General features: G+C 70.0%; 22 protein-coding genes. 3 read left to right on the top strand and 19 right to left on the bottom strand.

The annotated features are described in order from the left end of the window. Positions 1-96: 96 nt before the first annotated feature. From ABZX37_RS07355 to ABZX37_RS07340, 4 genes are all read right to left on the bottom strand, one after another. Positions 97-1,485, bottom strand: coding sequence for a glycine--tRNA ligase (locus tag ABZX37_RS07355; RefSeq protein WP_354736918.1), 1,389 nt, complete (start codon positions 1,483-1,485; stop codon positions 97-99). 85 nt (positions 1,486-1,570) lie between these two features. Then, positions 1,571-2,230: a class F sortase gene (locus ABZX37_RS07350; protein WP_354736916.1), complete on the bottom strand. Its 660-nt coding sequence runs from the start codon at positions 2,228-2,230 to the stop codon at positions 1,571-1,573. A gap of 185 nt (positions 2,231-2,415) precedes the next feature. Beyond that, complete coding sequence (locus ABZX37_RS07345; protein WP_354736914.1) at positions 2,416-3,054, bottom strand: class F sortase; 639 nt, start codon at positions 3,052-3,054, stop codon at positions 2,416-2,418. A gap of 3 nt (positions 3,055-3,057) precedes the next feature. After that, a complete protein-coding gene (locus ABZX37_RS07340) occupies positions 3,058-4,167 on the bottom strand; it encodes a hypothetical protein (RefSeq protein WP_354736912.1) in 1,110 nt (369 codons plus the stop codon). Between the two features lie 878 nt (positions 4,168-5,045). Here ABZX37_RS07340 and ABZX37_RS07335 point away from each other — a divergent pair. From ABZX37_RS07335 to ABZX37_RS07325, 3 genes are all read left to right on the top strand, one after another. Continuing rightward, on the top strand, positions 5,046-5,471 hold the full coding sequence (locus ABZX37_RS07335; RefSeq protein ID WP_354737197.1) for a metalloregulator ArsR/SmtB family transcription factor: 426 nt from the start codon (positions 5,046-5,048) through the stop codon (positions 5,469-5,471). 2 nt (positions 5,472-5,473) lie between these two features. Further along, on the top strand, positions 5,474-5,887 hold the full coding sequence (locus ABZX37_RS07330; protein ID WP_354736910.1) for a Fur family transcriptional regulator: 414 nt from the start codon (positions 5,474-5,476) through the stop codon (positions 5,885-5,887). A gap of 417 nt (positions 5,888-6,304) precedes the next feature. Beyond that, a complete protein-coding gene (locus tag ABZX37_RS07325) occupies positions 6,305-6,544 on the top strand; it encodes a hypothetical protein (RefSeq protein ID WP_354736908.1) in 240 nt (79 codons plus the stop codon). A 219-nt stretch (positions 6,545-6,763) separates the two neighbouring features. Here ABZX37_RS07325 and ABZX37_RS07320 read toward each other — a convergent pair whose 3' ends face one another. The 15 genes from ABZX37_RS07320 to ABZX37_RS07250 form a co-directional block, all read right to left on the bottom strand. Beyond that, complete coding sequence (locus ABZX37_RS07320; RefSeq protein ID WP_354736906.1) at positions 6,764-7,519, bottom strand: TIGR03943 family protein; 756 nt, start codon at positions 7,517-7,519, stop codon at positions 6,764-6,766. Next, positions 7,516-8,535 (bottom strand): permease, encoded by a 1,020-nt coding sequence (locus ABZX37_RS07315; protein ID WP_354736904.1) that lies wholly within the window; start codon positions 8,533-8,535, stop codon positions 7,516-7,518. The genes ABZX37_RS07320 and ABZX37_RS07315 overlap by 4 nt, the downstream gene beginning before the upstream one ends. An 881-nt stretch (positions 8,536-9,416) precedes the next feature. Further along, positions 9,417-9,836, bottom strand: coding sequence for a hypothetical protein (locus ABZX37_RS07310; RefSeq protein WP_275294377.1), 420 nt, complete (start codon positions 9,834-9,836; stop codon positions 9,417-9,419). Further along, a complete protein-coding gene (locus tag ABZX37_RS07305) occupies positions 9,833-10,651 on the bottom strand; it encodes an isoprenyl transferase (RefSeq protein ID WP_354736902.1) in 819 nt (272 codons plus the stop codon). Before ABZX37_RS07305 ends, ABZX37_RS07310 begins: the two co-directional genes overlap by 4 nt. A 26-nt stretch (positions 10,652-10,677) precedes the next feature. Continuing rightward, positions 10,678-11,454, bottom strand: coding sequence for a DNA repair protein RecO (gene recO / locus ABZX37_RS07300; RefSeq protein WP_354736900.1), 777 nt, complete (start codon positions 11,452-11,454; stop codon positions 10,678-10,680). 49 nt (positions 11,455-11,503) lie between these two features. After that, positions 11,504-11,971 (bottom strand): CD225/dispanin family protein, encoded by a 468-nt coding sequence (locus ABZX37_RS07295; RefSeq protein ID WP_344283977.1) that lies wholly within the window; start codon positions 11,969-11,971, stop codon positions 11,504-11,506. Between the two features lie 54 nt (positions 11,972-12,025). Then, positions 12,026-13,156, bottom strand: coding sequence for an RDD family protein (locus ABZX37_RS07290; RefSeq protein ID WP_354736898.1), 1,131 nt, complete (start codon positions 13,154-13,156; stop codon positions 12,026-12,028). Between the two features lie 183 nt (positions 13,157-13,339). Then, complete coding sequence (locus tag ABZX37_RS07285) at positions 13,340-13,789, bottom strand: DUF2752 domain-containing protein (RefSeq protein ID WP_354736896.1); 450 nt, start codon at positions 13,787-13,789, stop codon at positions 13,340-13,342. Continuing rightward, entirely contained in the window at positions 13,786-14,115 is a 330-nt protein-coding gene (locus ABZX37_RS07280; RefSeq protein WP_354736895.1) for a CD225/dispanin family protein, read from the bottom strand. The genes ABZX37_RS07285 and ABZX37_RS07280 overlap by 4 nt, the downstream gene beginning before the upstream one ends. A 76-nt stretch (positions 14,116-14,191) precedes the next feature. Then, entirely contained in the window at positions 14,192-15,091 is a 900-nt protein-coding gene (gene era, locus ABZX37_RS07275) for a GTPase Era (RefSeq protein ID WP_354736893.1), read from the bottom strand. Continuing rightward, complete coding sequence (locus ABZX37_RS07270) at positions 15,088-15,426, bottom strand: cytidine deaminase (RefSeq protein WP_354736892.1); 339 nt, start codon at positions 15,424-15,426, stop codon at positions 15,088-15,090. Before ABZX37_RS07270 ends, era begins: the two co-directional genes overlap by 4 nt. Next, positions 15,419-16,744 (bottom strand): hemolysin family protein, encoded by a 1,326-nt coding sequence (locus tag ABZX37_RS07265; RefSeq protein WP_354736891.1) that lies wholly within the window; start codon positions 16,742-16,744, stop codon positions 15,419-15,421. The genes ABZX37_RS07270 and ABZX37_RS07265 overlap by 8 nt, the downstream gene beginning before the upstream one ends. 9 nt (positions 16,745-16,753) lie before the next feature. Beyond that, on the bottom strand, positions 16,754-17,305 hold the full coding sequence (gene ybeY / locus ABZX37_RS07260) for an rRNA maturation RNase YbeY (protein WP_354736889.1): 552 nt from the start codon (positions 17,303-17,305) through the stop codon (positions 16,754-16,756). Next, on the bottom strand, positions 17,302-18,348 hold the full coding sequence (locus ABZX37_RS07255) for a PhoH family protein (protein WP_354736887.1): 1,047 nt from the start codon (positions 18,346-18,348) through the stop codon (positions 17,302-17,304). Before ABZX37_RS07255 ends, ybeY begins: the two co-directional genes overlap by 4 nt. 94 nt (positions 18,349-18,442) lie before the next feature. Continuing rightward, positions 18,443-18,820: a histidine triad nucleotide-binding protein gene (locus ABZX37_RS07250; protein ID WP_354736885.1), complete on the bottom strand. Its 378-nt coding sequence runs from the start codon at positions 18,818-18,820 to the stop codon at positions 18,443-18,445. Positions 18,821-19,053 lie beyond the last annotated feature (233 nt).

Genomic DNA, 19,053 nt, shown 5'->3' with positions numbered 1-19,053 from the left:
AGCAGCGTGTCCGCGTCACAGCCTTAAGGAGCTGAACGCGGGACGGCCCTCCCCCGCAGCGCGGGAAAGGGCCGTCCGGAAGGGCTTTCGCGTCGGTCAGCAGCCGAGCAGGCGACCAGCCAGGTACGACTCCACCTGGTCGATCGAAATGCGCTCCTGGCTCATGCTGTCGCGCTCGCGGACCGTCACCGCGTTGTCCTCGAGCGTGTCGAAGTCGACCGTGACGCAGTACGGCGTGCCGATCTCGTCCTGGCGGCGGTACCGGCGGCCGATCGCCTGGGCGTCGTCGAAGTCGACGTTCCAGTGCTTGCGCAGCCGCGCGGCCAGGTCGCGCGCCTTCGGCGACAGGTCGGCGTTGCGCGACAGCGGCAGCACCGCGGCCTTGAACGGCGCGAGCCGCGGGTCGAGGTGCAGCACGGTGCGCTTGTCGGTGCCGCCCTTGGCGTTCGGCACCTCTTCCTCGTCGAACGCGTCGACCAGGAACGCCATCATCGACCGGCCCACGCCCGCGGCGGGCTCGATCACGAACGGCCGGTAGCGCTGGCCCGAGGCCTGGTCGAAGAACGACAGGTCCACGCCCGAGTGGTTCGAGTGCGTGGTCAGGTCGAAGTCGGTGCGGTTGGCGATGCCTTCCAGCTCGCCCCACTCCTGCCCGGCGTTGAACGCGAACCGGTACTCGATGTCGACGGTGCGCTTCGCGTAGTGCGAGAGCTTTTCCTTCGGGTGCTCGAAATGGCGCAGGTTCTCGGCCTTGATGCCGAGGTCCTTGTACCAGTCGGTGCGCGCGTCGATCCAGTACTGGTGCCAGGTCTCGTCCTCGCCCGGCTCGACAAAGAACTCCATCTCCATCTGCTCGAACTCGCGCGTGCGGAAGATGAAGTTGCCCGGCGTGATCTCGTTGCGGAAGGACTTGCCGATCTGGCCGATGCCGAACGGCGGCTTCTTGCGCGAGGCGGTCTGCACGTTGAGGAAGTTGACGAAGATGCCCTGCGCGGTCTCCGGGCGGAGGTAGGCGAGGCCTTCCTCGGTCTCGACCGGGCCGAGGTGCGTCTTCAGCATCATGTTGAAGTCGCGCGGCTCGGTGTACTTGCCGCGGGTGCCGCAGTTCGGGCACGGCACCTCGGACAGGTCGTCCTCGGTGGTGGTCTTGCCGGTGCGCGCCTCGAAGTCCTCGGCGAGCTGGTCGGCACGGAACCGCTTGTGGCACGAGAGGCACTCGATCAGCGGGTCGGTGAACACGTTCACGTGCCCCGAGGCGACCCACACCTGGCGCGGCAGGATGACCGAGGAATCGAGGCCGACCACGTCCTCGCGGCCCTGCACGACGGTCTTCCACCACTGGCGCTTGATGTTGTCCTTCAGCTCGACGCCGAGCGGCCCGTAGTCCCACGCCGACCTGGTGCCGCCGTAGATCTCTCCCGACGGGAAGACGAAGCCACGGCGCTTGCACAGACTGACGACGGTTTCGATTTTGTTGGCGGGCACTCCACGCTCCGGACGCATGCGGGGTCAGTTATCGGAAGGTCCAGCGTATCCGGCCGGTTCCCGGGGCCTCCGCGCAGGTCGGAGGTCACGAACGGGTGAGCGGAGAGGCCGTCACGACCCGGTTGTCGTCGTAGCCCTCCTGGCCGCCCACGTAGTCGCCGCCGCACGTCACGAGCACGAGCCGGTGCGGGCCCTCGGGGTCGAAGAGTTTCGCGGATGCGGCGGCGAGATCCGATTTGTGGATCGTGCGCGCCTCGTCGATCTTGTACTCCCACTGCTTGCCCGCGGTGTCGGTGACGGTGACGACCTGGCCCGCCTTCATCTTCCAGAGCTCCTGGAACGGCCCCGACTTGCCCGCCCAGTTGACGTGCCCGGACAGCAACGTGACGCCTTGCGCGGCCCCGAGCCCGGATCCCCACCAGGCCGCTTCGGCGAGGCTTTTCGGGATCGGCAGCGCGCCGTCCGCGCCGACCTCCTCGGGGATCAGCTTCGCCTGCCCGCCGCCGGGCAGCTTGACGGTGCCCGGGGTCTGCCCGGGTTCCGGCTGGGTGTTCCCGGCCTGGCTGCTTCCGGCCTCGCCGGTGCCGACCTGCGCGGTGCCGGTCTGCTGCTGCGGCTGTGCGGCGTTGTCGTTGCCGGTGAAGAAAATCAGCACCGCGGCGATGACGGCTGCCACGACTACGACGGCCGCCACGACGATCAGTGCGCCGCGTTTGCGTGCTGGTTGGGCCTGTGTCCCCTGCATCGTGCTCCCCTGGTCTGGAGGTTTCTCCGGGGAGACATGCGGTGGGACGGCGAAGGGGTTGCACGGATTTTCGCCGCGAGGACGGGTTTCTTCGCGGCCTTGGTGTTCAGGCGTTTTCGGATGAGGGGACCCGTCGCGCGGCGCTGTTCAACGGCCGGTGCCCTGAACGGCGCGGTCCGGCCGGTTCAGTCCGGACGGGAGACCAGGTCCGCCGTGACGATCCGGTTCTCGTCGTAGCCCTCGGTGCCGCCGACGTAGTCGCCGCCGCAGGTGACCAGGACCAGGCGGTGCGGGCCGGTCTGGGCGAACCAGCCGGGGGCCTGCGCGGGCAGCTGTTCCTTCGGGATCGTGGTCGCGCCGGTGACGCGGTAGAGCCAGCGACCGCCGGACGAGTCGACGATGCTGACGTTGTCGCCGGTGTGGACGCGCCACAGGTCGTCGAAGGGACCCTTCGTACCGGCCCAGTTGACGTGTCCGGACAGCACCGCCGCGCCCTGCTGCGCGCCGAGCCGGGCACCCCACCACGCCGCGTCGCTGAGGCCGCGCGGGATCGGCAGGATGCCTTTCTGGGTGATCTCGGTGCGCTTCAGCCGGGCCTCGGAGCCGTCGGGCAGCCGGATGCTGCCGGGGCGTTGCAGGCCGATCGCCTGGCCGTCCGAGGGCAGTTCGGCGGGCGCGCCGTCCTCGCCTGGCAGCGAACCGGGCGGCGGATCGGCCACGACGGCCGTGGTCGGGGCGGGCACCCAGGTCAGGACAATCACGCCGGCCGCGATCGCCAGGACGGCGATTACCGCTGACGCGACCGTCAGCACGGTGCGCGACACGGTCTATTCGCCGCGGGAACGGACGACCCGCGCCGCGCGGCGCCGGCCGAGCACGATCGCGACCGCGCCGAAGAGCAGACCGCCGCCGAGCAGGCCGAACCCGAGCGGCAGGCGCAGGTCGTCGGACGGCGTGGCGGCCGCGGCGCCGAGGTAGCCGGCCGGGACCTCGGTGGGCACCGACGGCTGCTGCACCGTGCCCCCGCTGCCCGAGCCGTTGCCCGCCGCGGCGACGAAGTTCTTCGGGATCGAGCAGCTGACGCCGCCGAGCACCATGGTGGTCTGCACGTCGCTCAGCTTGGTGTCTTTGGCGTCGCGCGCGTGCGTGGTGATCTCGACGCGCCAGCCCGCCTGCGCGGTGACGTCGCCGGAGCGCCAGCCGTCCTGCTTGATCAGCTGGTCGAACGCGGAAACGCGGGACACGACGACGTCGGAGACGGTCTTGCCGGGGTCGCTCTGCGGCACGCTCGTGGGCGAGCCCATCTTGAGGCCGGTGACGCTGAGCGTCCCGTTGGCGGGCATCGCGACCTGCTTCAGCGCGTCGTCCTCGCCGCGCACCCAGACGCGGGCGGCCGTGGTGGAGCCGGTGGCCTTGCCGGGACCGGAGCAGTCGACCGAGCTGCGCGCGCCTTCGAGGACCAGCATCGTGTTGTCCAGCGCCTTGGGCTTCTTGCGGCCGTTGTCACGCAGCGCGTAGTTCGTCTCCGCGACCGCGGTGGGCACGTGCGTGGTCTGCAGCGCGGCGACGACCTGGTGATCGCGGCTCGCGATGCCTGCCGGGTACGGGCTGGCCGAGCTGTCCCCGTATTTGCCGAGGTCGATCTCGTAGTTCGGGCCGAAGGTGTTGCGCTCGCCGTCGTTCTTCGGCACCGCCACGCGGTCCGTGCCGAGCTGCGACTGGCCGGGGGTGAGCGGGGACCGCTGGGTCTCGGTGATCAGCGCGCCGCCGTGCTGCGGGTCGCCGCCGAGGCGGACGGACGCCACGTTGGCGAACGACACCGGCCCGGTCTTCTCGTCGACGGCCTGCCCGGCCGGGGTCTGCGCCGCGGCGGCCGGAGCCAGGGCCGGAAGCGCCACCAGGGCCGCCACCGCGGCCTTCGTCACGAAACGAGTCATGTCTCCCCACTGCCCTCCGGCAACCCCGAGCGGTCCGCCACTGTACGAGACGCGACGAAACGCCCCCGCGACAACCTTGCACCGTCCGCCACGACTTGCGAAGCCGACAAGCCAAATCTTCCCGAACTCACCCGATCGGGTCACGCGGAAGGCTAGTCCCCGCGCGACCCGGCGATCACCGGGCCCGGGGAAGGGAACACTACGATGGCGGCGAAGGTTATCGGCAATGACATCCGGCTTCGGAAACGCCGCCCCTCGGACTGGCCACGGTTTCGCGCCGTCGCCGTCCCCGGAGGCAGCGGCCGGGGCGGGCGGCGGGACGCGAGTTGGAGGCATCGATGACATCGGCACCTTCGAGCGCCCTGTCCGACGGCCTGGGGGCTGGGTCTCCGGCTGGGGCAGGTTCCACTGGGGCAAGTTCTGCTGCGCCGAGTTCCGCTGGGACGGGTCCTGCCGGGGCGGGTTCCGCCGGGTCGAGTTCCGCTAGGGCAAGTTCTGCTGCGCCGAGTTCCGCCGGGGCGGGTCCTGCTGGGGCGGGTTCAGTCGCTCCGGGCTCCGCGACGGTCGAGAACGCCGAGGCATCCGCACCACACATCCACCCGGTCGTGGCAGCCGAGCCAAGCTCGGCCGCCCTGAATCCGGCAACGACCAGGAACGTCGAGGCCTCAGTGAAGAACCCCGCCGAGGGCGAGACAGCCGTAGCACGCCCGGCCACGGACTCGGCCGCGAGCGTCGAGACGTCAGCAGAGCCCCATGTCGCAGACGAGACGGCCGCACCACGCCCAGCCACGAGCGCCGAGGCGTCTGTGAAGCCCGCTGTCGTGGACGAGACAGCCGCTGCGAGTCCAGACGTCCGGGATACGACTGCGGCCAAGGACATCGAGACATCCGCGGATCCCGCTGCCGATCCCGCGGACGAGGCGGTCGGCGGCGGACAGGCGGACCCGCCGCATCCCGCCGAAGCGGGCCGGGCAGACGGCTCGGCTGGCCGGTCCGCCGCGTCCGGACCGGCGGTTCTGCCCCCGGGCGTGCTCGCCGACGCGGGCGAACTGCTCCGGGCGCTCGCCGCTCCGGTGCGGATCGCTATCGTGCTCCAGTTGCGGGAGGCGGACCGGTGCGTGCACGAGCTCGTGGACGAACTCGACGTCGCCCAGCCGTTGATCAGCCAGCACCTGCGCGTCCTCAAAACGGCGGGCGTGGTGCAGGGCGAGCGGCGCGGTCGCGAGGTCGTCTACCGGCTGGTGGACGATCACCTGGCGCACATCGTCGTCGACGCGGTCGCCCACGTGCAGGAAGGGAAGTGACGATGTCCTCGATCCCCAAGCCGGTCCCGGTGCCCGGCCGGCGCTCCACGAAGCAGCGGGCGGCGGTGGTCGACCTGCTCAGCACCGTCGACGACTTCCGCTCGGCCCAGGAACTGCACGACGAACTCCGCAAGCGCGGCGACGGCATCGGCCTGACCACCGTCTACCGGACGCTGCAGTCGCTCTCCGAGGCGGGCGAGATCGACGTCCTGCGCACCGACTCCGGCGAGGCGATCTACCGCCGCTGCTCGTCGCACCACCACCATCACCTCGTGTGCCGCGTGTGCGGGCGCACGGTCGAGGTCGAGGGTCCCGCGGTGGAGCGCTGGGCGGAGAAAATCGCGGCGGACCACGGGTTCACCGAGATCAGCCACACCGTGGAGATCACCGGCACCTGCGCCGAGCACGCGAGCTGACCCTCGTCCGGGCCGCGACCTGCTCTGCGGCTGGCCGGGGCGCTCCGGTCGGCTGAGCACGCGAGCCGCCGAGCACGGCGGCGAACTGCTGCGCGACGGACCAGACTGCGCGGGGTGGCCGACCACCGCGAGCCGCGAGCCGCTCCAGGGCTGGCCAGGGGCTTCCGGTCGGCTGAGCACGCGAGCTACCGGGCACGGCGGCGAACTGCCCCGCTGCGGGCGGACAGCGCGGGGTGGCCGAGCACGCGGGCTGGCGCTCGTCCTGGCCGCGACCTGCTCCGGGGCTAGCCGGGGCGTTCCAGTTGGCCGAGCATGCGAGCTGCCGAGCACGGCGGCGAACTGCTCCGCGACAGACCAGACTGCGCGGGGTGGCTGAGCACGCGAGCTGGTCGCTCGGACAGCGAGCGCGGTCTGCGAATGTCCGGGACATTCCGGATCGCCGACTGGTCGGCGATCCAGTCCCTTCGGCTCAGCAGTGCTGCCGTCGGATGGCTGCTGCGCCATCCCAGCAACGACCGAACCGAGTGCGACTGGAAGCCCTCAGGACCGATGGGCGGGCGAGCCGACTCGGTCCGGGGCGGAACCGGTCCGGGGCTGGCCGGAGCGGCGGGGTCGTCGCGGGGCGGAGCACGCTTCGGGCTGGCCGTGCCGCTGTGAGGCTGTCTGGCCGCAGGGTTTCGCAACTCTGAGCTGTGCGGACCGGTCACTGTCAGGTTCCGTTCGGGTGCCGTCTCAAGCGGCAGGGGGCTTGAGTGGGCACGCGAGAACCGGAACCGCTTCGGGATCAGTCGACTGGCTCAGGTGCACCGGGCGGGTGGGTGCGGCGGTCCGCGTTCCGAGGCGGTCGCGACTGAGGAGTTGGGGGCGTTGCTCCCTTCAGTATTCATACGGATCCTTCGGCGCGGTGATCCGCTCTACTGTCGTCGGGACCAGGTCCGGCGTGTAGCTGTTGGACTCGGTCGCGGTGCCCGGGACGATTCGGCCCGCGACGCGCAGCCAGGTGTCGCTCGGGAAACGGTCGGCATCGCCGCCCTTGAGGTGCACGGTGACGGGGGCCGCGTCGGCTGCGCAGCAGCTGATTACCAGGCGGGCCAACAGGGTTTGGCCTCCGGTGTGGACGACGAAGCCGGAGACTTCGACGGTGCGTCCGTTCATGGTTCCGTTGGCGTCCCAGCCCGCGCGCGTGACTACCTCGTTCATCGCCATCGGCACCACCGCTCCGGCGGGGAGTGGCGGGAACGCGGCCGCGGACGTCGTCGCGGCGCTGGCGGGCAGCCGGGCTTCGGTGCGGGTCACCGAATCCGCGCCGAGAGCGGGCGGGGCGACCAGGAATACCGCCAGCACCGGGACGACCAGCAGCCAGGCTGAGCGTGCCGGGTGATGGTGGTGGCCGTGGGCGTCGGGATGTTCCGTGTCCGCTTCGGATTCTTGGGCTGCTTTCGCCGCGGCGCGTGCGGCCGTGATGTCGCGGATGATGGCTGTCGCGCCTAGCACCAGCATCACTGCGCCGCCGGCGATGATCCATGGTTGCTGGGCTGGTTTTACGTAGCGCAGGTAGTCGCCGTTGAGGGCGATCTTCACCAAGGCGCCGCCGAGCAGGATCAGCAGGACGTTTTGGGTTTCGCGCCTCATCGGACGCCTCCGAGGAAGATCACGCCGGCGATGGTGCCGCAGGCGATCGCCACTATGAAGGTGACCGGGGCGAACCGTGCGGCGAAGGATCGGCCGAAAGTGCCTGTCTGCAAAGCGAAAAGCTTGACGTCGACAGCGGGACCGACCACCAGGAACACCAGCTTCGGCAGCAACGGCACGGCGGTGAGGGAGGCGGCGACAAAGGCGTCAGCCTCACTGCACAGCGCGAGGACTACGGCTAGAACCGCCATCACTACGACGCCGACGATGACCTGTCCGGACAACACTTCGAACCACTTCGCGGGCACGAGAACGTTGAGGGACGCGGAAATCAGCGCGCCGAGGACGAGGAATCCGCCAGCCTCCACGAGATCGGTGCGGGCGGTTTCGGTGAAGACGCGCCATCGCTGTCCTGGTTGGACGTCGGGCAATCGGCGCAGCGCTCGTTCGGTGATCCAGGAAAGTTTGCCCCAGCGGGCCCAGATCCAGCCCATCACCATCGCGGTGGCGAGCGAGCCGGCGAACCGCGCGAAGACCATTTCCGGACGACCGGGGAACGCGACCGCGGTGGCCACCAGCACGACCGGGTTCACCGCGGGTGCGGCGAGCAGGAAGGTGAGCGCGGCGGCGGGTGCGACGCCTTGGCCGATCAACCGGCGCGCGACCGGGACCGACGCGCATTCGCAGCCGGGCAAGGCGACTCCGGCCAGCCCGGCGACGCCGACCGCGGCCGACGCTTTCTTCGGCAGCACCCGTTCCAGCGCGCGGGCGGGCACGAAGGCAGCGATGGCACCGCTGATCAGCACGCCGAGCACGAGAAAGGGCAGCGCCTGCACGCACACCGCGACGAAGACGGTGGATCCGGTGCGCAGCGCGGGCACGTCGAAGAGGTCCTGGAGCTTGCTTTGCGCGAGGACAGCCACGAGCAATACGGCGCACAGGATCTCGATGGAACTGATTCGGAACCGCCGCGTGCGGGGGCGCTCCTCGGCGGCGTTGTTGGAAAGGGTTTCCACGAAGGCGATGATGCCAGCCGGGTCCGACAGAACCCCAGCCGCAGGTGTCGCGGGGGGACCCCTCGCGCCGGTTTTGCGTGAATATCACCCGATTGAGAGGGAGGAAGGGGTGGAATCGGGCGGGCGGCGAGGGATGGAGCGAGGCGCGGCGGAGTCTCCGGGCGGGGGCGCGGCTTGGGTTAAAGGGGTGGCTGGCGAGGGTGGCTTGGGCTGAGGGGGTGGCGGCGGAGCGACACCGCGAGCTGGCGAGGGCGGCCTGGGCTGAAGGGGTGGGTACATCGAGCTGGCGAGGGCGGCACGCGCGGGCAGAGCTCCGAAGCGGACAGCAGAACAGCCGACTATGACAAGCCCGGAGTGGAAAGCCGAGCTGAGGATGCGCGGGGTGGCGAAGGCGAGCACAGAACGGAACACGAAGCGAAGCGGCCAGCACGGAGAATGGCGCGGCGGAGTCACACTTCGGGCCAGTGGCGGCCTGGGGACGCGGTGCGCGGCCGAAGCCGAGGCGAGTGGTGGAGCACGCGGAAGCTAGCAGCGAAACCGAGCAGACGACGGACCACAGCGGCGAACTGGTCAAGTCGCGAAGTTCGGTCCGGCTCGGGAGATCCGTGATGTGGGAGAGGCACCTGCGGGCGGAGCGGCTTCAGCGTGCGACAGAGGCGGGCCGGGATCCGAAATGTGGTTCGGGCTAAGGAGATTCGCCAACGAGGCATCAGCAACGCTCACGGGCGCCCGAAGGCACTCAGGCAGCGAGCCGCCGCCAGTCCGCGAGGACTGAGCAGACAAGCGCCAGCGCAGATGCCGAGGCCGAACCACGACGACTCGGACACGGCGACACCCCGCCGAGCCACGCCCCAAGCCCGGTCAGGAAACAGAAACCCGGCTCAAGCCTCCACCCCAGGCAGCTCGGTCCGCAGCTGCGAAGCAGTAGAAACCACCAGCATCAGCAAAGTCCCCAACGGCGACGGTTCCATCCCCTCCGCCGGGAAGGCGTACCGCAGCGTCACATCCACCCCCCGCTCGGTGTGGCCGACGCCCAGAGTCCCGAACAATCCCTGCCCAGCCCGCTCCGCGACCGCGACCGCCAGCGCCGGATCGTCGGGCAAGTCCCACGCCACCACGCAGGTCAGGCTGAGGACCGTCAAGCCGTCGGCGAGGCGGGTCGCCTGGATGACGCACGGGACGTCCGCGTGGGAAAACGTGATCGCGCCGTCGTCGTCGACGTGGACTTCCAGGTAACGCTCCAGCGCCTCGCGCGCCCGCGTGAGCAGCGCTCCGGTCTCGGCGGCTTCCGCGGTGCTCATTTCGTGCTCCCTGCCTGGTCCACCGCGCCGCCGAACCGGCGGTCGCGCTTGGCGAAGTCGAGGCACGCCTGCCACAGGTGCGTCCGGTCGAAATCCGGGAAAAGCGTGTCCTGGTAGACCATCTCCGCGTACGCCGACTGCCACACCAGGAAGTTCGACGTCCGCTGCTCCCCCGACGGCCGCAGGAACAGGTCGACGTCCGGCATTTCCGGCTGGTACAGGTACTTCCCGATGGTGCGCTCGTCGATCTTGTCCGGGTTGAGCTTCCCCGCCGCGACGTCCTGGCCGATCCGACGCATCGCGTCGCCGAGCTCGGCACGGCCGCCGTAGTTGACGCACATCGTCATGTTGAGCTTGGTGTTGTTCTTGGTCTTCTCTTCGGCGATCTGCAGTTCCTTGATCACGCTGGCCCACAGCTTCGGCCGCCGCCCGGCCCAGCGGATGCGGACGCCGATCGAACCGAGATAGTCGACCTGGCGGCGGATGGTGTCGCGGTTGAAGCCCATCAGGAAGCGCACTTCCTCGGGGCTGCGCTTCCAGTTCTCCGTCGAGAACGCGTACACCGACAGCCACTTCACGCCGATCTCGACCGCGCCGCTCGCGACGTCGATCATCACGGCCTCGCCGCGCTTGTGGCCCTCGATCCGCGGCAGGCCGCGCTGGTTGGCCCAGCGGCCGTTGCCGTCCATGACGAGCGCGACGTGCTTCGGCACCAGGTCCGCCGGGATCTCCGGCGGTTTCGCGCCCGAGACATGCGGCTCCGGCGCCCGCTGCTCGTACCCCGCCGAGCGGGTCTCCCGTCCCCTGCGCAGCACTCGCGGCCTCCTGAAGAATGGACTTTCTACCCGGCCGACCCTACTGGGCCCGGCCCGGCGGCCTCCCGGGCACGCCGCTCCACGAGCGGAAGCGACCGCAGCTGCCGTTCCAGATGCCACTGCAGATGCGCCGCGACCAGGCCGGACGCGTCCCGCCGGGTGATCCCGGGCGACGATTCGGCGACCGCCCACTCCCCCTGCAGCAGCGCGTCCAGCAGGGTCAGCACCTCGGGCGAGGGATGCACGGAACCGGCGATGCGGCAGTCCGGGCACATCGAGCCGCCCGCGGCGACGTTGAACGCGGCGTGCGGGCCGGGCAGGCCGCAGCGGGCGCATTCGGTGATCGCCGGGGCCCAGCCCGCGTAGGCCATGGCGCGGAGGAAGAACGCGTCGAGCACCAGCGACGCGTCCCGCTGCCCGCCGGCCAAGGCTCGTAAAGCGCCTACGACCAGCAGGTACAGCTTCAGAACCGGTTCGCCCTCTTCAGCCGAGAGCCGGTCCGCGGTTTCCGCGATCGCGGACGCCGCGGTGTAGCGCTGGTAGTCGGCCACCAGCGGCAGGGCGAACGCGTCGACGGTCTCGACCTGGGTGATGACGTCGAGCGACCGTCCGGGATAGAACTGCACGTCCACGTGCCCGAACGGCTCCAGCCGCGCCCCGAACCGCGACGACGTGCGCCGCACGCCCTTCGCGACGGCCCGGACCTTGCCGTGCCGCCTCGTGAGCAGGGTGACGATCCGGTCGGCCTCGCCGAGCTTGTGCGTGCGCAGCACCACCCCGGTGTCGCGGTAGAGGTTCACCACCCCGACATCGTCGCACTTCGCGGTCGATGCCGGGGCGGGACACCCTGGTTCAGCAGTAGCTGCCGGTGCAGTAGTAGCTGTGCACCTCGGACGCGGCCACGAGGCTGATGATGATCATGATGATCGCGAACACCCAGCCGAGCGCGCCGATGATGGTGGCAACGAGGCACAGCGTGCGCGTCGTCTGCGACGACTGCTGGGCCATCGCGTAGTTGCCCTGCATCTTGTACGTCTGGACTTCGTTCGACTTCATGATCGCGAAGATCGCGACGATCCACATCAGGAAGATGCAGCCGATCGCCCAGCCCTTGTAGTCCTTGATGGCGCTCATGTCGCCGCCGGGCTGGCCGCCGTAAGCGGGCTGGCCGTACGGCGCGGGCTGGCCGTAGGGCTGCTGCGGGTACGGCTGCGCCGGCGTCGCGCCGGACTGCGGGTACGGCTGCTGCCCGTAGGGCTGCTGCGGCTGGCCGCCGTAGGGCTGCTGGGGCTGCTGCGGCTGGCCGTAGGGATTGGTCATCTGGGTTCCCCCGAGTTTCTCGTGCTTACCGTGCTTTCCGTGATCCGGTGCGGATCAGGACTGTGCCGGACCGGGTTCCGGTGTCTCCGGCTTGATCATCTGCGTCGCTTCCGGCTCGCCTGCCGGCTTCACGACCTGGGTGCGTTCGGCGGCGCCGAACGCTTCGGAGGGTGACTGCTGAGGCGCGGCCGGGCGCACGACCTGGGTCGGCTCGGGCTGCTCGAACGCCGTGGGACCCGGCTGCTGCGGCGATCCCCCGGCACCCGGTGCGGCTGGCGGCTGCCCGAAGCCCGGCTGCGCCTGCCCCGGCTGACCGAACGCGGGCTGCGGTTGAACCGGCTGCCCGAACGCGGGCTGCGGCGGGACGCCCGGCTGCCCGAATCCTTGCTGCGGCGGGGTCCCCGGGACCGGCGGCTGGCCGTATCCCGGTTGCGGAGCCCCGAATCCGGTTGGTGCGGCGGGAAATCCGGTGTTCGGCTGCGCGGGGAACCCGCCCGAGACCGGCTGCCCGAACCCCGGCGCGGCACCCGGCTGCCCGGGGAAACCGCCCGGCTGCCCGAAGCCCGGCTGCGGCGCGGCGCCCCCGAAACCGCCGGGCTGCCCGAACCCGCCGTGCTGGCCGGGAAATCCGCTCTGCTGCGCGAATCCCGCGCCCGGCGCGCCCGAGGGCGAGGGGTCGGCGGGCACCACGACGGTGCTGAGGATCTTGTCCGAGAACGTCTGCGCCTTGTCGTCCCACAGCGGCCACAGGAAACCGAGGGCGAACGCCATGCTGTCGAGCGCGTGCGCGACGTCGCGGACGAACGCCATCCCGGCCCCGATCGGCTCGCCGGTCGCCTCGCTGACGAGTGTGATGCCGACGATCCGCTTGCCCAGCGACTGCCCGGTGTTGCCGCCGTTGATCCAGCGGTTGAAGACCGTCCAGGCGAGATTGCCGAGAATCGCCAGCAGATAAACGATCGTGCCCGCGACGCCCGACACCAGCGACACGAGCACGGCGATCAGGATCCCGGCCAGCAGCGGGGCGAAGTCGATGAGATAGGCGCCGGCGCGCTGGCCCCAGTCCGCGTAGACCCGGGCGGGGCCGTACGGCTGGGGGTAGCCCGGTGCCTGCTGTCCCGGCGGCGCGCCGAACGACGGTCCGCCTTGAGGCGGGCCGCCGGGCTGGCCGTAGGGATAGGTCATCGAGTGTCCCCCTCGTTTTTTGGTCTCGGCAGGCGAGCACTGATCGCGGCCGCTGTGGACACGTCAGTGCGCGGGAGCGTACCTCGTCCAACCGGGCTGGGCCGAGCAGGTGTCCGCATCGGGTCACGAGTGGGACGCGACGGCCCCCGGACCAGTTCCGGGGACGGCGAAAACGGGGCTAACTCAGACGGACAGGCTGGTGAACGGCGCGAGCGGGATGTTGCGCGCCACGAACCACAGGACGAACACGACCGCGACGACGTGCGGCGTCCAGCGCCAGTGCAGCCAGGACCGCATCGGCGCGCCGCGCAGCCGTCCCGTCGTCCACACGAGACCGCTCCACGCGAACAGCGCGACGAACACCAAAGCCACCGCGTTGTAGTGCAGTGCCGCGGAAAAATCGCCGTGCAGCACGCTGTACGCCATGCGCATCCCGCCGCAGCCGGGGCAGTCGATCCCGAAAAGCAGCTTCGTCGGGCACACCGGAAGCGGCCCGCCGGGCGTGGTCGGATCGCCGAGCCACACCGCGACGCACGCCAGGCCGATCCCGCCCGCCGCGGCCGCGGGACCGGCGAGAGCCCTTGCCACCGCACGGGTTCCGCGCGCCGGCTGTCCGGTGTAGACGGTGCTCAATGGAACCAGAGCACGTTTCCGGCGATCAAGAGCACGACGAGCGCGACGAGCACGTACAGCCCGATCAGGATGGCGATGCTGAGCGCCGACCACATCGCCCACTTGCGCGCCTCGTCCGCCGCGCGGTGCGCTTCGGCCGCGTATCCCTGGTACCACAAGGTGTTCACCTGGCTGGCCTTGACGATCGCGACGATCCCCAGCGGCAGGCAGCAGAACACGGTCGCGAGGATCGCCCACACCAGGTTGCTGTCCGGCGGCGGCGGGTACTGCGGCGGGTAGCCGTACGACGGAGGGTACGGGCCCTGCGGCGGATACGGGCCGGTCATGCGGTCCCCCTGGACAAATCGGATACGGTTCGGCCTGACGCTACCCGCCCGCGTCGCCGGACACGACGGGAACCGGTCAGAAACCCAGCCGGCGCAGCTGCTTCGGGTCCCGCTGCCAGTCCTTGGCCACCTTGATGTGCAGGTCGAGATAGACCTTCGTGCCCAGCAGCCGTTCGATGTGCTGGCGCGCGGTCGCGCCGACCTCGCGCAGCCGTTCGCCCTTGTGCCCGAGGATGATCCCCTTCTGGCTGGGGCGTTCCACGTACAGCAGCGCGTGGATGTCGATGAGGTCGTCGCGGTCTTCGCGCGGGATCATTTCCTCGACGGTCACCGCGATGGAGTGCGGCAGTTCGTCGCGGACGCCTTCGAGCGCGGCCTCGCGGATCAGCTCGGCGACGAGGGTCTGCTCGGGCTCGTCGGTGAGTTCGCCGCCCGGGTACAGCTGCGGTCCCTCGGGCAGCCGCTGCACCAGCAGGTCGGCGACCGTCTGTACCTGGAAACCGTCCACAGCGGACACCGGCACGAGGTCGGCGAACTCCATCACCTCTTGCAGCGCGACCAGCTGCTCGGCGACCTGTTCCGGCTTCACCAGGTCGGTCTTGGTGACGACGCCGATCACCGGGGTGCGCCGGGCGATCTTCTTCAGCTCGGCCGCGATGAACCGGTCGCCCGGGCCGATCTTCTCGTTGGCGGGCACGCAGAACCCGACGACGTCCACTTCGGACCACGTCTCGTGCACGACGTCGTTGAGCCGCTGGCCGAGCAGCGTGCGCGGACGGTGCAGGCCGGGCGTGTCGATGATCACCAGCTGCGCGTCGTCGCGGTGGACGATGCCGCGGATGGCGTGCCGGGTGGTCTGCGGCTTGCTGGAGGTGATCGCGACCTTCGTGCCGACGAGCGCGTTGGTGAGCGTCGACTTGCCCGCGTTGGGGCGGCCGACGAAGCAGGCGAATCCGGAACGGTGCGGCTCGGTCACGGGTGAAGCACCTCGACCACGGAGCCGGACGGATCGGCGAAGACGATCGGCGCGGTGCTGGACACGTCGCGGACCGCGTGCACGGACGCTTCGGCGACGAGCGCGTCAGCGGTCACGACTGCGGCGGCTTCGAGCCCCTCGGCACCGCTGGAGAGCGCGGCGGCGACGGCGGCCTGCACGGCGGTGAGCTTGAACGACGGCTGGTCGACCGTGGTCGCGGCGTAAGTGCGGCCATCGGTGTCGCGGACCGCGGCGCCTTCGTCCGCGCCGGTGCGCGCGCGGGCCGAACGGGCCAGCGTGACCAGTTTCTGGTCCTCGGCGTCGAGGTCAGGCATGTTCGACTCTCCTGTCGTGCTCTTCGGGCTGGGGCGGGCGGGTGCGCGGGCGCGCGGAGGACGGCCGGACGACCACGGACGTGATGCGCATCCGGCCGCGGCGGTCCTTGCCCCCTTCGGCGAACAGCCGAAGACCGGCGACCTCGGCTTCGGCCCCCGGCAGCGGGACCCTACCCAGTCGCTCGGCGAGCAGCCCGCCCACGGTCTCCACGTCGTGGTCTTCGAGGTCGATGCCGAACAGTTCGCCGAGGTCGTCGACGCCGAGCCGGGACGACACCCGGACCGAGCCGTCTTCCAGCTCCTCGACCTCGGGACGCTCGTCGGCGTCGGACTCGTCGGTGATCTCGCCGACGATCTCCTCGAGGATGTCCTCGATGGTGAGCAGGCCGGCGGTGCCGCCGTACTCGTCCACCGCGATGGCCATGTGGTTGTGCGTGCGCTGCATTTCCTTGAGCAGCTCGTCGAGCCGTTTGGAGTCGGGCACGAAGCTCGCCGGGTTCATCACCGCGTCGACGACCGTGCTCGGCCCGTCCGGGCCCATGTACTCGGACATCAGGTCTTTGATGTTGGCCACGCCGACGATGTCGTCGACCGAATCGTCGATCACCGGGACGCGGGTGAAGCCGGTGCGCAGCGCGAGCGCGAGGGCCTGGCGCACGGTTTTGGTGCGCTCGATCCACACGATTTCGGTGCGCGGCACCATGACCTCGCGGGCGACAGTGTCGCCGAGTTCGAACACCGAGTGGATCATCTCGCGTTCGGAGTCCTCGACGACGCCGCGTTCCTGGGCGAGGTCGACCAGTTCGCGCAGTTCGACCTCGGAGGTGAACGGGCCTTCGCGGAAGCCGCGGCCGGGGGTGATCGCGTTGCCGAGCACGATCAGCAGCCGGGACAGCGGGCCGAGGACCGTGCCGAGGACGCGGACCGGTCCGGCGACGATCGTGCCGACGCGGTACGGGTGCTGGCGGCCGATGGTGCGCGGGCCGACGCCGATGATGACGTAGCTGACCACGACCATCACGACGGCGGACACCAGGATCGCGAGCCACAGCCGGTCGAACCAGGCGACGAAGGACACGGTGACCAGCACCGTGGCGGTGAGCTCGCAGACGAGCCGCAGCAGGAGCAGCAGGTTGATGTGCCTGCGGCGTTCGGCGACGACCGCGGCGAGCTGGCGGGCTCCGACGCGGCCGGCGCGGACGAGGCCGTCGACCCTGGCTTGCGACACCGTGCCGACCGCGGCGTCCGCGGCGGCGAACACGCCCGCGAGCAGCACCAGCGTCACCGCGATGACGACTTGCGCCGGGGGGTTTCCCATGATCGGAGCCTAGGAGGTTTCCCCGGGCTGCGGCACGTCGAGCCCGGCGATGCCGAGCACGCGGTCGTCGACGTCGCGCTGCGCGTCGCGGGCCTGGTGCGCCGCGACGGCGGCCTGGAATTCGCCGAGGATCCGCTTCTGCAGCCCGAACATCTCGCGTTCCTCGGCGGGTTCGGCGTGGTCGTAGCCGAGGAGGTGGAGGCAGCCGTGGACGGTGAGCAGGTGCAGTTCGTCGATCAGCCGGTGGCCCGCGGTTTTCGCCTGGTCTTTCGCGAAGGCCGGGCAGAGCACGATGTCGCCGAGCAGCGCCGGGGACGAGTCGGGCGCGTCGGGACGGCGCGACGAGTCGAGCTCGTCCATCGGGAAGGCCATGACGTCGGTGGGCCCGGGCAGGTCCATCCAGCGTTCGTGGAGGTCTTCCATCACCTCGAGGGTGACGCACAGGATGGACAGCTCGGCGAGCGGGCTGACCTCCATTTTCTCGAGGGTGTAGCGCGCGGCGGAGACGATGGACGCCTCGTCGACGTCGACGCCGGATTCGTTGGCGATCTCGATGCTCATCGGCGGGTGCCCTTCCAGCCGCCGTTCTGCTGCTCTTGCGCGTCCTGCACGGCCTGCCACTTCTCGTACGCGTCGACGATGTCGCCGACCAGTTTGTGCCGAACGACGTCCTGGCTGGTGAGCTCGGCGAAGTGCACGTCCTCGACTCCGCCGAGGATGTCGCGCACGACGCGGAGCCCGCTGCGCTGCCCGCCGGGCAGGTCGATCTGCGTGATGTCGCCGGTGACGACGATCTTCGCGCCGAACCCGAGACGGGTGAGGAACATCTTCATCTGCTCGGGCGTGGTGTTCTGCGCCTCGTCGAGGATGATGAACGCGTCATTAAGCGTCCTTCCCCGCATGTAGGCCAGCGGTGCGATTTCGATCGTCCCCGCCTGCATGAGCCGCGGAATCGACTCCGGTTCGACCATGTCGTGCAGCGCGTCGTAGAGCGGCCGCAGGTACGGGTCGATCTTCTCGTTCAGCGTCCCCGGCAGGTACCCGAGCCGCTCGCCTGCCTCGACCGCGGGCCGGGTCAGCACGATCCGCGTAACCTGCTTGGCCTGCAACGCCTGCACGGCCTTCGCCATCGCGAGATACGTCTTGCCGGTACCCGCGGGCCCGATCCCGAACACAATCGTGTGCTTGTCGATCGCGTCCACGTACCGCTTCTGGTTCAGCGTCTTGGGCCGGATGGTCTTCCCGCGCCGAGACACGATGTTGAGGCTCAGGACCTCCGCGGGCGACGCGTCCCCGCTGGACAACATCCCCACAGTCCGCCGCACCGTGTCGGGCCCCACCTGCTGACCGCCGCCAGCAAGCTGCACCAGCTCGGTGAACACGCGCTCCGCGAACGCCACATCAGCCGCGGCGCCAGTCAACGTGACCTCGTTGCCGCGCACGTGCACGTCCGCGGCCAGCAGCTCCTCCGCCACCCGCAAATTCTCGTCCCGCGACCCCAGCAGGCTCAGCTGAGCCCCCTCCGGGATCGGAAATCGAACCTGTGCCTCGGCCGATACCCGATTGTCAGGTCGGGCGGCTCCACCCGTCTCAGTTCCGGCCACGTGGCCTCGGTCCTGCTTTCTGCGCACTTCGCAAGTCAACGTACAGGGACCCCATAGATGCTACTTGTCCCCGACACCCACTCGCAGCCCGGTTTCAGTGCACCCCGGCCTGCGGCTCCCCGAACATCCCCAGCTGCTCCCCGCCGAGCACATGCGCGTGCACATGGAACACCGTCTGCCCGGCATCGGCATCAGTGTTGAACACCACCCGATACCCACTGGCGGAGATCCCCTCGATCTCCGCCACCTTCCGAGCCGTCAACAAGACCGCACTCAGCAACTCCGGATCCGTCTCCGCCAACTCCCCCACATTCCGATACCTCTTCCGAGGCACCACGAGCACATGCACCCGCGCCTGCGGATTGATGTCCCGAAACGCAAACGTAGCGTCGTCCTGATACACGACATCCGCCGGAATCTCCCCAGCAATAATCCGCTCGAACAACGTCTCCGCAGCACCAGCATCACTCATAAGCCCACCCTACAAAGAGCAACGCACCCAACGCGACGGACGCACGACACGCAACCACCGCACCGTGGGGGTCCGGGGGGCTCGGCCCCCCGGGAGTAATCAGTGGAACCGCAGCGGCGAAGTATCGCGCCAGCGATACGAAGACGCCGCGGCGCGGTGGAGCCTGGGGGTCGCTCCACCGCCGCCGCGGCTCCGCCGGACCGAGGGGGGAGGTGCCCGGCGGGGTTCTGGTT

It is taken from the genome of Amycolatopsis sp. NPDC004079 (assembly GCF_040610415.1).
Lineage (GTDB): Bacteria > Actinomycetota > Actinomycetes > Mycobacteriales > Pseudonocardiaceae > Amycolatopsis > Amycolatopsis halotolerans.
The sequence above is the reverse complement of the archived record's forward strand: the minus strand, read 5'-3'. Positions and strand labels throughout refer to the sequence as shown.

Excerpts from the sequence above, each read along its gene's own strand:
- ABZX37_RS07350 (WP_354736916.1), bottom strand. The coding sequence starts at position 2,230 with ATGCAGGGGACACAGGCCCAACCAGCACGCAAACGCGGCGCACTGATC.
- ABZX37_RS07340 (WP_354736912.1), bottom strand. The coding sequence starts at position 4,167 with ATGACTCGTTTCGTGACGAAGGCCGCGGTGGCGGCCCTGGTGGCGCTT.
- ABZX37_RS07330 (WP_354736910.1), top strand. The coding sequence starts at position 5,474 with ATGTCCTCGATCCCCAAGCCGGTCCCGGTGCCCGGCCGGCGCTCCACG.
- ABZX37_RS07325 (WP_354736908.1), top strand. The coding sequence starts at position 6,305 with ATGTCCGGGACATTCCGGATCGCCGACTGGTCGGCGATCCAGTCCCTT.
- ABZX37_RS07320 (WP_354736906.1), bottom strand. The coding sequence starts at position 7,519 with ATGAGGCGCGAAACCCAAAACGTCCTGCTGATCCTGCTCGGCGGCGCC.
- ABZX37_RS07310 (WP_275294377.1), bottom strand. The coding sequence starts at position 9,836 with ATGAGCACCGCGGAAGCCGCCGAGACCGGAGCGCTGCTCACGCGGGCG.
- ABZX37_RS07295 (WP_344283977.1), bottom strand. The coding sequence starts at position 11,971 with ATGACCAATCCCTACGGCCAGCCGCAGCAGCCCCAGCAGCCCTACGGC.
- ABZX37_RS07290 (WP_354736898.1), bottom strand. The coding sequence starts at position 13,156 with ATGACCTATCCCTACGGCCAGCCCGGCGGCCCGCCTCAAGGCGGACCG.
- ABZX37_RS07280 (WP_354736895.1), bottom strand. The coding sequence starts at position 14,115 with ATGACCGGCCCGTATCCGCCGCAGGGCCCGTACCCTCCGTCGTACGGC.
- ABZX37_RS07270 (WP_354736892.1), bottom strand. The coding sequence starts at position 15,426 with ATGCCTGACCTCGACGCCGAGGACCAGAAACTGGTCACGCTGGCCCGT.
- ABZX37_RS07265 (WP_354736891.1), bottom strand. The coding sequence starts at position 16,744 with ATGGGAAACCCCCCGGCGCAAGTCGTCATCGCGGTGACGCTGGTGCTG.
- ybeY (WP_354736889.1), bottom strand. The coding sequence starts at position 17,305 with ATGAGCATCGAGATCGCCAACGAATCCGGCGTCGACGTCGACGAGGCG.
- ABZX37_RS07250 (WP_354736885.1), bottom strand. The coding sequence starts at position 18,820 with ATGAGTGATGCTGGTGCTGCGGAGACGTTGTTCGAGCGGATTATTGCT.